This window comes from Alteromonas sp. V450 (assembly GCF_001885075.1).
Taxonomy (GTDB): Bacteria; Pseudomonadota; Gammaproteobacteria; order Enterobacterales; family Alteromonadaceae; genus Alteromonas.
Genome location: NZ_MODU01000004.1, coordinates 711,179 through 722,795, shown reverse-complemented (window position 1 = coordinate 722,795; position 11,617 = coordinate 711,179). Strand labels below are relative to the sequence as shown.

Here is an 11,617-nt window from a genome sequence, read left to right as displayed (position 1 = left end):
CGTGTTTCTAATCATCAATAAAATTCGGGCGGTGATCCTAGAAGATACCGCCCTAAAAAGCCAGTGTGTTAAGCGTTACGAGAATTTAAGCGCTTTGGGTTAATTCATCGTCTTGGGGCGTTTTAAAACGGGGAAAACCGAACCAAATGGCCGCCACACCAAACACAAAAATCAGCATGGGGTACCAGCAGTACGGCGTAATGGCCAAAGGTGAAATACCCACTACGGCAGCGGCACTTAAAAGCTGCGCACCGTAAGGGACCAAACCTTGGAAACTGCACGAAAAGATATCCAAAAGTGATGCGGTACGACGAGGGTCAACACCGTATTTTTCGTTCAGGTCTTTAGCAATTGGGCCTGCGGTAACTATCGCAATAGTGTTGTTCGCCGTTGTAATGTCCAAAAAGCTAACCAAGCCAGCAATACTAAACTCAGCGCCTTTCTTTGAGGTAACTTTGCGGGTCAAGCGTTCTATTAACCAGGTTATACCGCCGTTAGCGTGCATAAGCGCTACAATACCGCCTATGGTTATGGCAATCATAGCTAAGTCCTGCATCCAGCCCATCCCTTTTTGAATGCTCTGCATCATTGAAAGTGGCGTAAAGCTGCCTTGTAGCAAGCCTACTACACAGGCACTGGCAATTCCCACTGCAAGTACGCTAATGACGTTAAACCCTGTTAGCGCAAAAGCGATAATGCACAAGTACGGTACTATGCGCCAAAAATCGTAGCTGCCACCTTCAACAATACCTGAAGTATCAACATCTACCATAAGCAGCAACGCCATGGTGACGATGCACGCCGGCACAGCAACCATTAAGTTTGCCTTGAACTTGTCTTTTAGTTGTACGCCTTGGGTACGGGTTGCAGCAATGGTGGTGTCTGAAACAAACGAAAGGTTATCACCAAACATTGCGCCCCCCACAACAATACCTAGCGCCATTTCCACCGGCAGTCCTAAGCTTGCGGCAAGACCTGCACCTATGGGCGAGAGCGCGGTAATGGTGCCCATGGATGTGCCCATTGAAAATGATATGAAACAGCAAATCAAAAACAGGCCTGGCAGTATAAGTGCGGAAGGCACAAATTGTAGTGCCATATTAACCGTGGCATCTCGTGCGCCAATATCAATAGTTACCGCATAGAATGCACCGGCTAACAGGAATATAAGCACCAAGAGAATAATGTTTTTATCGCCCCCGCCTTTACAAAACGTTTGTACTTTTTCAGGGAAGCTGACCTTTTTCCCTTTCGGGTTTAAACATAGGCCGTAGCCAGCGCTGATAAAAAACGCAACCAAAATGGGCATTGCGGTAATATCGTTTGTAGTAACGCCTGTCACGACAACAAGAATCACAAAAAGCAAAATTGGCGTTAAACCTAGCGGGTTGGGTGCGATAGAATTTGGTGCAATGTCATTATTTTCGTGCACAGAACACTCTCTTTTGGGTTTTATTGCGTGACTGCAAAAGTTTAAAGGCTACGCGGAAAAGCCACCTGCCGGTTGCGAATGCGTAAAAAAGCTTCAACGAAACCATATTGTGACGGTCTTGAACCGTAAAAAGCTAAAGCAGCAAAGGATAAAAGTTTTTTGCGACATTGAAAAGGGATTTACTTTCTAACGACTCTCTCACCTGCATTGTGCAAAACGCCGCCATTAACTCAGATTTTGAATTTCTGATTAGATGAGACGACAGCCGTTTGGCAGTTGAAGGCGTGTTTAGCCTAGTTTTTTAGCCTTATTGCATAGCGGTGTGGCCTAGTTCTTTTTTATAGCTTTATCGCATAGCTTTGTGGCATAGGTCTTTTTTACAGCCGTATTGCATATCTTTGTGGCATAGATCTTTTACGCAGGAATGTGCATAGGCACACTTTAGTCATTCTCGTTAAATTCTCAGTTCGCTAGGAGTTTTACCGGTAAGCCTTTTTACCGTACGTCTAAAGTTAGGTAAATCGTTAATTCCCATTGAATTGGCCGCTGCCTCATTACTGACCTTTTGAACCGACAGAAGCAAAAGTGCATGATTGCGCTGTACTTCTTCACACAGCGCGCGATAGCTAGTACCGTATTCCTTTAATTTCCGCTTAAGCGTAGCCACACTGATATCAAAAGCATACGCCAATTCAGGTAACCCGATATTTGATGCCTGTGTGCTTGAGGACACATAAACATAACGCCTCACAAAATCAGGCAAAGACAAACGATTATGTAGTTCAACAGAAGCCCTTTCTTTTATTTGCGTTGTACTTTCATTAAAACAGTCTTTCGACAATACCTGCAAACCAGCAGAGCAATTCGGCTGAACTGCCTTCTCCAAAGGTTCGCGTAATACATCTTTTTCAATGCAAATACTGTTAAAAGGGCGATTAAACGATAACTTAAGTCCAAGGTGGGTTTCGTAATCAGCAATATTTTTTGGTCGACTCCCGGTAAAAGTAAAAGACAAACGCAATCGCTTATTTGCAATACTTTTCATGAGTGCGACAACGGTTGCGAATGCCACTTCAATGATGAACTGAAGATGCTTGCTGCTTACCCCGGTGAACTGAGGCACTAAGATTATATGATCGGCGGTTTCAAAACGCTGAAACTGGCACAGCGGTAAGCTACACCACCTGAATGTATGGCGTTGAGTAAGGTGTAAAAGTAGCTGCTCAACATCCTCACATGATTTAAGCACACTAAGTGGACTAAATAGCCACTGCGACGCCAAAGCCCCTCCCAGCAAAAAACTTACATCGCCGCCTTTTGCTTGGTTTTGAACATTCAGTAACAGCGATGAATATTGATTTATGCTTAAGAGTGTATTGGGTTTCAGCGCATCTTCAAAAATACCTGTACCGCGCAACAGCTTATTTTTATTAGCGCCACGAGACAGCGACACATTGAGTACCGCCTGTACCAACCAATACCCAAAGATCACTTTCTCTTGGCTAGACATCACTACGTTATCACTACCAGAGACACCCACGCCAAGCCCATCAGAATCCCCATTTACAGAGACACCCATGCCAGATAGACCTGTTAAATAACGACGCTGAGCTCCTGCAGCTTTCTCTTCGTCAGCAGAATCTCGTAGTGCGTTGAGTCGTGGTAACGTTAAATCCATGAGTTACTCGCTGCAGGCATCTTCATTTATCTTCACCGGTTACCCTTACCTATTACTTTCGCCACTAAACTGGCTTAATTACGCTGCGCTGTCATGGGCCCGTTCAAGTTTTGAGAGCATGGTGTTGAGCACTGTTGCAAGGCGTTGGTTGGATAGCAAAGTCACTTGAGTACTGCGTGCTGTGGTGTAAATAGCGTTTGCATTTTGGCTGTGTCTAAACGCAAGGTGCTGAATGCTCACTTTGATATCGTTGAGGATAACGTCAGCCTGAATAGGCGAGACGTCGGGCATCAATATAGCAAACCTATCACCGGCATAGCGGCATGCTAAATCTTGCTGACGCAAATTCATGATCACCAATTGCGCAATGTCGTGCAGATACCTATCGCCTTCTGTGTACCCATGTTTTTGGTTAAATAAAGAGAAGTTGTTAATATCGATAATAGCGATAACCGCCGACTTTCCCGACTGCTGTAGCTTATTAATTTGTGCTTTCCAATACTCTGCGCGGTAAAGTTGAGTGATTGGATCGATGGCATCATGATCGCGAAAGTCCCATTCTCTACGTCGTAATTGTAAATTCAATGCGCGCTGCTCTAAATGCCACTGATACAGTGCCGCAGTCATCACTACCATACCCACAGCTGCTGGGTAAGACTCGATCATACTTATCCAATAAGCCGCGTCTGGATAATGAAAAAACTCATCTAAGAAATCTAAGCTGACCGAGAATAAGAAGAAGCCGAGCCCGACAGTGAGAAGACTGGTTACTTTGCCGGGAGGACGGCTGGCAAGCGCTGCTAGCATCCACGCCAGAGTTAAAAAAGCAATGCTCCCCTCCCCCACAATATCAAGGCCTGATATCACCGCACTTTCTTTCGCATTTCCAAACATAAAGGCTAAACAAATCGCCAATGCCACTACGCAAAATGTAAATGCGAGCCAAAGCTTGTGATGCCTAAATTGTGTTGTATTTGTAAAGGTAAACATAGTGCTCTCTTTGAGTTCTCTTGTATTAGATGCATCACCCGTTAGTCCGGCGACCACCAGCGCTTCAACCAAAACAAGAGTCTTGACCAAATCTGATGAAACTGTCGAGGGTCAGTTTGGCTCAGCAATGTGACATCTTGATGGCAACGAACTCAAAGAACGCTAGAAATGAAATTTAAATCAATTAAATTCAACCACTTAAATTAGGGTCAAATTAGCTCAACCGTTTGCAAAAAAAAGACAATTGCCGAAAGCGAGCCTTTTGTTCTGTTAAATCGTCATATAACTGTCATGCAGTGTTCTTAGGGTACTCATTCACTTATTTAGCACTTATTCAAAACGCCTTTTTACTGCTTAATTAACTGGAAAATAAATGAAAATTAAAACCGCGTACTCTTCTCTTACACTTGCCTGCGTAGCGGCATTAGGCCTAAGCATGGCTTCACCTGTTTCAGCTGCTGATGGCGTAATTATCGGTTCAGTAAAAGATGTGGCACAGGCGCGCAGCTATACCGGTGCCCAAATCAAACTTCTTGAATTAGGGCTGGTCACCGAAGCAGGTACAGACGGTACATTTCGGTTTCCCTCTATTCCAGAGGGTACTTACACGCTAGAAATTTCTTACCTTGGTGAGGAAACTGTTACGCAAACGATAAAAGTAACAGACAACGGCATTGCGCGCGCAGCCGTGGAGTTTGGCAGCGGCGATACCATTGATGAAATCTTAGTACGCGGTCAACGAAGCGGTCAGGCAAGCGCCATAAATCAGCAACGAACTTCAGATCGTATCTCGTCTATTGTATCTGCGGATGCCATTGGACAGTTTCCAGACCAAAATGCTGCAGAATCGTTACAGCGTTTACCAGGCTTATCAATTGAGCGAGATCAGGGTGAAGGTCGTTTCGTCGGCATACGCGGTATCGACCCCAACTTAAATAACGTAACCATTAATGGCTTAAATATTCCCTCGCCTGAATCGGGTGTTCGCTCAGTAGCACTTGACGTTATTCCTTCTGAACTTATCCAGACTTTAGAGGTGTCTAAATCGGTAACGCCCGATATGGACGCAGACGCCATTGGTGGTTCAGTCGCGGTAAAAAGCGTGAGTGCATTTGATAAGGCTCGAGATACCGCGAGCGTTACCGTACAAGCCAGTCAAAATGATTTACGCGATGAAACCAGCCCAAAACTTTCTGGTACGTTTACTAAGAAGCTTTCACCCGAATGGGGCGTGGCTGGCGCTATTTCCTATTTTGACCGTGACTTTGGCTCAGATAATGTTGAAAGTAACGGTGACGATGAGCTTGAGCAACGCCACTACACGATCACTCGCGAACGTTTAGGTAGTGCGTTAAATATCGATTTTCGCCCTGACTTCAACAACCAATACTTTCTTCGCACACTTTACAGTGAGTTTTCTGACGACGAGTACCGCCAAGGCAATATATTCACGTTCGATGGCGAAGACTCAGAAATAGAAAGAGAAAGCAAAGACCGTTTTGAAAGCCAAAGTATTTTTACCGTAGCGTTAGGCGGTGAACACCAACTAGATACCTGGAAAGCAAACTGGCAGCTCGGTTATGCAAAGTCTGATGAAGACGAACCGGATGCACTGTACTACGTGTTTAAAACCGAAAATGACAGTATTGAAGCTGATTTAAATACTATGCGTCCAACCGTATCGCAAAACGCTGATGCCATGGACTTATCAACCTATGAGGTCGATGAGATAAGCTTTGAAGATAACTACACCAAAGATACCGAAACCAGCATTAAATTCGACGCGGCTCGCCCCATTAATTTTGGGGGCTACATCGGTGAGTTAAAATTTGGCTCGAAATACCGAAGCCGAGAAAAAGACCGCGACAGCAGCATCGCTATTTTTGATGGCGACTTCGACGGCCTAGATGCTTCGCGATTTGGAGCTGCTAGTCCAGACTACTCTCTTGGTGACTTTGGGCCAGGCCTTAATCGAAGTAAAATGCGTAATTACTTCAACGATAACCGCGACAGCTTTGAGTTAGACAGCCTAAATTCTGAGGTGGAGTCTCGCGGCGCGACCTATGTGAATGAAGAGGATATCTTTGCCGCATATATCATGGGCAGCGTAGATATAGATAAACTTCATCTGGTTGCAGGTGTTCGCTATGAACGTACTGACTTTTCTACATCGGGTATGCGAGTAGAGCTTGTAGAAAACGAAGAAACCGACGTGGAAGAAGTGGTAAATACGCCGTGGGAAGCAGAACGTGACTATGATCATTGGTTACCCAGTGTAAATGCCAGATACACCGTTTCAGACAAACTTCAGCTTCGCGCTGCCTACACCCACACTATTTCAAGACCAAAATTTGAAGATGTAGCGGCATTTCAAATTATCGAGAGTAAAACAGAAGAAGATGATGGCGTATTTGTGACTGAACGAGCGGCAGAAGTTGGCAACCCTGAACTTCAGCCTTATGAAGCACAAAACGTTGATCTATCGATTGAGTACTACCCGGGTGACATTGGTGTAATTTCAGCGGGGCTGTTCTACAAAAATATCGACAATTTTGTTGTTTACGCTGATGTTGCAGGCACTACTGGTTGGGAAGGCTTTGAAGAAGTCATACAGCCGATAAACGGCGACTCTGCCGATTTAACCGGCTTAGAATTATCTTGGGTGAAAGCCTTCAACAATGGCTTTATTGTGTCTACCAACGCCACTTTTACCGACTCTGAAGCGACAACTTTCTTGGATGGCGAAAAGTTTGAAACCCAATTACCGAATCAGTCAGACCGCATTGGCAACATCACTATTGGGTACGAAGCAAATGACTTCAGTGTGCGTCTAGCCACCACCTATAAAAGCGACAATTTCGAAGAAATTGATGGTGACATGCTCAGATTTGAAGATGATCATGTACAGGTTGATTTCATGGCGCGCTACTACATCAACGACAGCATGCAGGTGTATTTTAACGGCATCAACTTAGGTGACGAACCCTTCTACAACTATTTCGATACTCGCAGCCAAAATGCGCAGTATGAAGAATACGGCCGCACGTTTGAGCTTGGCTTTACATGGCAGCTCAACTAGGCAGGTATATCGAACGTAGTTTTTAAGGTTTGAAGGCCGGCGTTAGTTCGGCCCTTAGACCTACATTTAATAATCTGTAAGCCCTGCTTTAATATAAAGGTAGAGCGCGGGTTTAACTCAAGTAAGTTTCAGGACAATAACAACAATGACCCATCAGCGTCACACCAAGGTAGTTTTTAAAACCAAAGCTACCGCAGCGGCACTTTCAAGCGTACTTCTCTCGTTATTTAGCTGCGCTGCCTCAACTACTTCAAATAACAGTGCAGATACCACTTTTGCGCACAGTGAAAGCCAGCCACAAGAAGCAGAAATTCAAAACAGCGCCTTACCGCTAACAAAGCTAACGGACGGCCTAAGCCTAACGCTGCACTATCAAAACTACGCCAACCATCTCAATAACCCCAAAAAAGACACTAACAAAGACACCCATGCCAGCAACACTAGCATAGACAATCAACATGATGCTTACGTAGACACCCATGTTAATAACGCTTACGCAGACACCCACGCTATCAACATAAATAATAGCGAACACAAGGGAATTTCACTGAGCAACTCTGAAGGGAAAAAACACTTCATTGCGGGACATTACACCTTAGCACGTGCCGAAGTTGTGGAATCTAATTCAAAACAATGGGTGTCTTTAGTAGTGTTCAATAACAACACCCAGCACATAGAGGTGTATCGCATTAACGCCGCATCTCTTGAATTTGCTCAACCGCAAACCAAGATAACTAAAGGCTCTGAAGCCATTTGTGCTTCAACGTCAAGCGCTGGCGAACTGCAAATTATTAATATCGATGCTACAGGCACGCTGAATCAGTATGAAATTCATAGCGGACGCTTTTTATCGCTGAGAGATTTTGCGATAGGCCCAGGCATTAAAAGTTGCGCCATAAATGCCAACACCGACACGCTATACCTTGCTGACGAATTTGCCGGTGTGTGGCAATTAGATACCAATATTGAAAGTGAGCTAGCAAAAAACCTCATTTTTCATGGAAAAGATGTTGCTGTTGAAGGTGTAGCCACCCTACCTTCAACTACGATAGATGGCTTGGATATCGCTGCCTGGGTAAGCCCGGATGCCAGCGGAGTATGGCTTAAAGCGCCATGTCTTACACAATTTGTCTCGCTAATGAATACGGCCAACGAAAGTAACTCAGACGATCGCCAATTAAAAGCAAACAACAAGTCTACTTCTATTCAGCCTGAGTTCGTTCACCTGTCTTTAGGCGAAGATGGCCAAAATGTTTCTCTTGTTGTTGACGATGATGAATCAGGCGACGTGTTTTCTGCCGAACTTCCCTCAAAACTAAGCGAAGCTTTACTTAATCGACAATGCGGCACCAATCTCAAAGCCACCTCGCGAAACGAAAATTACCTAGAGAAAACGCATATACAAAGCATAACATCGCAACATGCAGACCTTTCCGTGAAGGTTAAGCCCGATGTTGAAACTGACCCAGTGGAAAATCATGGTGACGCCGCTGACGACCCTGCCATTTGGGTAAACTCAAGCGTCCCTTCACAAAGTCGCGTAATCGGCACCGACAAAAAAGGCGCATTGAATAGCTATGACTTAGCCGGCAAGCTAGTGCAAAGCCTTCCTGTTGGCAGAGTGAATAATGTTGATGTGGGATACAAGGTATCTGTGGCAGAAGCTAAAGCACAACAAAGCGATGCGCCATTCATTGATATTGCAGTAGCATCAAACCGAACAAACAATAGCTTGTCTGTATTTGAAATAGATGAGCTTGGTACTATGACCCACCTTGGGCACATAAGCACCACACTCTATGATATTTACGGCATGTGTTTGTTTGTGTCAGATGGAGTAGCACATGTATTTGCTAACGACACCAGTGGCCGCTTCGAACGCTATCGCGTGTCTATTGCCTCCAACAAAGCGATTGATGGGCACTTAACCCAATCCTTTTCACTGCCCTCACAGCCAGAAGGATGTGTTGTGGATACTAAAACAAGAACTGCCTACTTAGGTGAGGAAGGTGCTGGGATTTGGGCCCTAGATATAACTAAAAGCAGCAACCAGCCTCATATCATCGCTGAGATAGAAGCGCCGGTACAAGCTGATATAGAAGGGCTGGCTTTGTTTGACGTAGATTCGCAAACTTACTTAATCGTATCTAGTCAGGGTAATAACAGCTATGCTATCTATCACATACATAATGAAAACCCTGAAGAATTGAAACTGATGGGGCTTGTTCAAATTGCAGCAGACAAAGATAAACAAATTGATGGGGTTTCAGAAACAGATGGACTGGAAGTCACCAACGCAAACTTGGAAGGAAGGTTCACTGAAGGGCTTTGGGTAGTGCAAGACGGTAGAAACGTCATGCCAAGCGAAACCCAAAACTTCAAGCTAATTTCTGGTACGTCACTTAAAGATGCGATCACAAAATTAGCGAACGCCAAGCCATAAGGCCACTAAAACATATAACGAGTAATACGTGCAGCAAATAAAAAGGAGGCGCTAAGCAAAGCCTCCTTTTTATATAGAATAAGCCTACCGGCGCTTTAGTATTATGCTCTGTTAGCCCAGCGCCGCATCTTCACCAAAGAGTGCACTTGCGATGCTTAACACTAATATGCCAAGTCTAAAAGTACTAACTGATTGGGTTTAGCCTAAACGACGTTTAACCCGCGCGCTGGTAACCATCATTTAATTGAACGTCAATAGCACGCAACACAGCAGTACGGTTAATTGAGCCTAAAAGCACGCCATCATCGTCTACGACAGGGTAAACCCGAGGTTTTTCTTTCAGCAGCAATTGCGCCAGCTCTATCACCGACATGTAAGGCTTAACTGAAACCACAGGGGTTTTCATGATTTCCCCTACCCTACAAATTTGCTCGCGATAGTAGCTCGACGCAATCATTTGGGCAATACAGTCTTGCTCAGATAAAAAACCAACAACTTTTCCCTTGCTGTCGAGTACCGGCCCCCCACTCTGCCCGCTGGCTAACAGCGCTTCAACGGCTTGCGCTACTGGCATATCAACATTCAACTTAACCGGATGAGTGTTCATATAATCACTGACTTGCAACGATTCCATATATTTTCTCCAGCCGCGATGCTCTTTGTACATTTATGTCTTGTAAGGTACCAATACTGATGAACGTAGCAGCTTTTTAGTTATTTATAATCAAGTGTGAAAGATTTCCCCCACACCTAAAGATTAGACCCAACACACTGACTAAGCCAGATTATTTAATATCAAAGCACAATTAATCCCGGTATATCGCTATGGTTATTTTTCCATTCATATCGATACTGGCACGATACATCCCTTTTGAATTAAAAGGCATTGCAATATTGCCCTCACCATCAATTGCGACCACTCCGCCTTCACCACCCGCCTTAACCAATATATCGTTAACTACTGTGTCAGCCGCTTTTTTTAACGATATTTCTTGATACTTCATTCGAGCACATATATCTGACGCCACATGATATCGAATGAAGTACTCTCCGTGCCCTGTTGCAGACACCGCGCAACTTTCGTTGTCCGCGTAAGTACCTGCACCAATTATTGGTGAATCGCCAATTCGACCATACCTTTTAGCGGTCATGCCTCCCGTAGAGGTACCTGCAACAATGTTTCCGTTACTGTCTAGCACTACCGCCCCGACAGTACCAAAGCGCTCGTTGCCTTGCTGTGTACCATAGCCTGTGTGTACCTGCGCCATTCTGGCTTTTGCTTTATCTAGCGCGTCTTTTCTAAACTCAGTATCAAAGACTTTATTATCAACTTGCTCAAGTCCATTTTGCGCTGCGTATTCTTCAGCACCTTTGCCAGACAGTAATACATGAGGCGACGAGTCCATAACTAAGCGTGCGGCTTCAATGGGACTTCGAATGGTTTTTACTCCCGCTACCGCACCCGCATTTTTGGTACCGCCATGCATAATAGATGCATCTAGTTCATGCTCACCGTCATACGTATAAACGGCCCCAATGCCAGCATTGAATAAAGGAGAACTTTCGAGAATTTTTATGGTTTCGACCACGGCCACTTCTCCCTTCTCACCGTTTTGTAAAAGGTAATAGCCATGAGTTACCGCATTTTCTAGAACGCGTTTATAAGCTGCCTCTTTTTCTAACGTCATAGAGGACTTTAAAATGGTGCCAGCCCCGCCGTGAATAGCTATTGCTACGTTTGTTTTTAATGGCTTATTAGTCGTTGAAGTAGCGTCGGCCGACGCTAGCGGACAGTTAATAAGCGTTAATGCTCCAACGGCTACGCCTATTTTTATCTGCTTTAACTTGCTTGTTATTGATGAGCCTTCATTCTTTGGAGCGGTTTCGCGCACGTTGGTGACTGTCATTATTTCTGCCCTTTTTTGTGATTTTATTTACTGTAGCCAAATTGTGAATGTCGTCAACGCCATTTAATTCCCTTTGCTGATAATGACC

The 11,617-nt window shown here is 44.7% G+C and carries 7 protein-coding genes; 2 read left to right on the top strand and 5 right to left on the bottom strand.

The features are described from left to right. Positions 1-85: 85 nt before the first annotated feature. From BK026_RS03180 to BK026_RS03170, 3 genes are all read right to left on the bottom strand, one after another. Positions 86-1,432: a Na+/H+ antiporter NhaC family protein gene (locus BK026_RS03180; RefSeq protein WP_071814510.1), complete on the bottom strand. Its 1,347-nt coding sequence runs from the start codon at positions 1,430-1,432 to the stop codon at positions 86-88. 454 nt (positions 1,433-1,886) lie between these two features. Continuing rightward, on the bottom strand, positions 1,887-3,110 hold the full coding sequence (locus tag BK026_RS03175) for a helix-turn-helix domain-containing protein (protein WP_071814509.1): 1,224 nt from the start codon (positions 3,108-3,110) through the stop codon (positions 1,887-1,889). Positions 3,111-3,188: 78 nt separating this feature from the next. Next, entirely contained in the window at positions 3,189-4,100 is a 912-nt protein-coding gene (locus BK026_RS03170) for a diguanylate cyclase domain-containing protein (protein WP_071817466.1), read from the bottom strand. 373 nt (positions 4,101-4,473) lie between these two features. Here BK026_RS03170 and BK026_RS03165 point away from each other — a divergent pair, with 373 nt between their 5' ends. Continuing rightward, a complete protein-coding gene (locus tag BK026_RS03165; RefSeq protein WP_071814508.1) occupies positions 4,474-7,179 on the top strand; it encodes a TonB-dependent receptor in 2,706 nt (901 codons plus the stop codon). A gap of 145 nt (positions 7,180-7,324) precedes the next feature. Continuing rightward, entirely contained in the window at positions 7,325-9,622 is a 2,298-nt protein-coding gene (locus BK026_RS03160) for a phytase (RefSeq protein WP_071814507.1), read from the top strand. Positions 9,623-9,836: 214 nt separating this feature from the next. On the opposite strand, the gene BK026_RS03155 is transcribed toward BK026_RS03160, so the two are convergent. Beyond that, positions 9,837-10,256 (bottom strand): CBS domain-containing protein, encoded by a 420-nt coding sequence (locus BK026_RS03155; RefSeq protein ID WP_039223874.1) that lies wholly within the window; start codon positions 10,254-10,256, stop codon positions 9,837-9,839. Between the two features lie 172 nt (positions 10,257-10,428). After that, positions 10,429-11,529, bottom strand: a complete 1,101-nt coding sequence (locus BK026_RS03150; RefSeq protein WP_083574991.1) for an isoaspartyl peptidase/L-asparaginase family protein — start codon at positions 11,527-11,529, stop codon at positions 10,429-10,431. Positions 11,530-11,617: the final 88 nt, after the last annotated feature.

Coding starts and splice junctions, on each gene's coding strand:
- BK026_RS03175 (WP_071814509.1), bottom strand. CDS start 3,110: ATGGATTTAACGTTACCACGACTCAACGCACTACGAGATTCTGCTGAC.
- BK026_RS03170 (WP_071817466.1), bottom strand. CDS start 4,100: ATGTTTACCTTTACAAATACAACACAATTTAGGCATCACAAGCTTTGG.
- BK026_RS03165 (WP_071814508.1), top strand. CDS start 4,474: ATGAAAATTAAAACCGCGTACTCTTCTCTTACACTTGCCTGCGTAGCG.
- BK026_RS03160 (WP_071814507.1), top strand. CDS start 7,325: ATGACCCATCAGCGTCACACCAAGGTAGTTTTTAAAACCAAAGCTACC.
- BK026_RS03155 (WP_039223874.1), bottom strand. CDS start 10,256: ATGGAATCGTTGCAAGTCAGTGATTATATGAACACTCATCCGGTTAAG.
- BK026_RS03150 (WP_083574991.1), bottom strand. CDS start 11,529: ATGACAGTCACCAACGTGCGCGAAACCGCTCCAAAGAATGAAGGCTCA.